The sequence below is a fragment of the Actinopolymorpha alba DSM 45243 genome, assembly GCF_000373925.1.
Lineage (GTDB): Bacteria > Actinomycetota > Actinomycetes > Propionibacteriales > Actinopolymorphaceae > Actinopolymorpha > Actinopolymorpha alba.
In genome coordinates this window covers 1-1,512 of the sequence record NZ_KB892729.1, presented here as the reverse complement: position 1 = coordinate 1,512, position 1,512 = coordinate 1, and the positions used below count along the sequence as shown (strand labels likewise).

The 1,512-nt window shown below is 64.0% G+C and carries 1 protein-coding gene; it reads left to right on the top strand.

The window, feature by feature from the left end:
- Positions 1 to 391 precede the first annotated feature (391 nt).
- Positions 392 to 1,512 (top strand): HNH endonuclease (locus B141_RS50225; RefSeq protein WP_169512907.1); only part of this gene is annotated, 1,121 nt, incomplete at its 3' end.

The following is a 1,512-nucleotide window of genomic DNA, read 5'->3' as shown; positions in this document are numbered from 1 at the left end:
CCGGAGTTGGTGGCGGCGTTCGCTGCTGTCGATCGGGACGCCTGTAATGGTTTCGAGCTTGGCGTGTTGCTTCAGGCCGCGCGGAAGATCGCCTGCTGGGGCGAGTCGTTGAGTCTTGGTGTGACTGCGGTGTTGGCGCACTGCCCGCCGTGTTTTCAAAACGATGAGGCGGAGCGGTCGGTTCGGCCGGAGCCGCGTGCGGCTGAGTTGTTGTCGCCGATGCTGGGGTGGACCAACTACCGTGCCGATCAGTTCATGCTGATCGCGCTCGCTCTGTCTGATCTGCCGAATACCCGTGGCGCGTTGGAGCGCGGGGAGTTGGAGTTCTCTGAGGTGCGGACGATCGTGGACCGGCTCACCCTCCTACCGCCTGCTGATCGTGTCGCGGTGGATGAGGCGATCTTCCCCCAATGTCTCCACCGTGCGCCTGCACGGCATCCCCGACGACAAGGCAGCGCAAGCTTGGGCATACCTCGGCGCCATCGTCCGCACCATGAAAACCGGCGGGGACGAACGCACCCTCCCCCAAATACGTGCCGACATCGCCATCTCCATCCTGTCCGGCGAGGCCGACGTGATCATCTGCGACAGCGCGCCTGAAGCTGGCGGAGAGTCTGGCAATGGTGATGAGGGCCATGCCGACGAGGCTGATGGAGAGGACTGCACTTGCGAGAAGGACGGGGAGAACAGCGACGACTCCGTCGACGGCGGTGCCAGTGCCGGGAAGAACGGCGACGACGCCGGCCCTTGTCAAGGTTCCTTTGACGACCTCCTCGGCGAGCAGGACCAGGCCAACAATCCTGCGGAAGCTGAGCAAGATGGGTGCAGGCACACCGGGCGGGACCACGATCTTCACGTCGAGGGCTGCCCGTGTGAGGACTGCAAACCCGCCACCTACACCCACCCCCTCGACCAGCCCAGACGCCAGCCCTCCAACGACAGCGGGTCCCGCGAGAAGATCCCCGGCGATGAGGACCTTGCCGAGCAGGAGATCCCGGCCGTGTTCCGGTCCTGGAAGGCTGCGGTCAAGGCGAAGCTTCAGCTGAACGTGCCGATCACGACCCTGTTCGAGCTTGCGGAGCGGCCCGCGGAGCTTGGCGGGTTCGGGCCCGTGCTCACCGAAGTAGCGAGACGGTTGATCGCGAACCATCTGGATAATCCGGACGCGATGTTCGCCATCGGTATCACGCACCCGGTGACGGGACAGTTGTTGAGTTTGCATCCGCTGTCGAGACGCTTCTTACGAGGTCTTCCGGCGGAGTTTGTGCAGTCGTTGAACCAGCGGTGCACCTGGATGCTGTGCCGACGCCCAGCCATTTCTTGCGACCTCGACCACACCAAGCCGTACTCCGAGGGTGGCGAAACCTCGGTGGACAACGTGGCACCACTCTGCCGTCGTCACCACCGCGTGAAAACCGAAGGCGACTGGAAGGTCGAGCAGACCAGTCCGGGCCACCTTCGATATACCGATCCGCACGGACGGGAGTACAAGGTCACCCCACCACGCCTCAC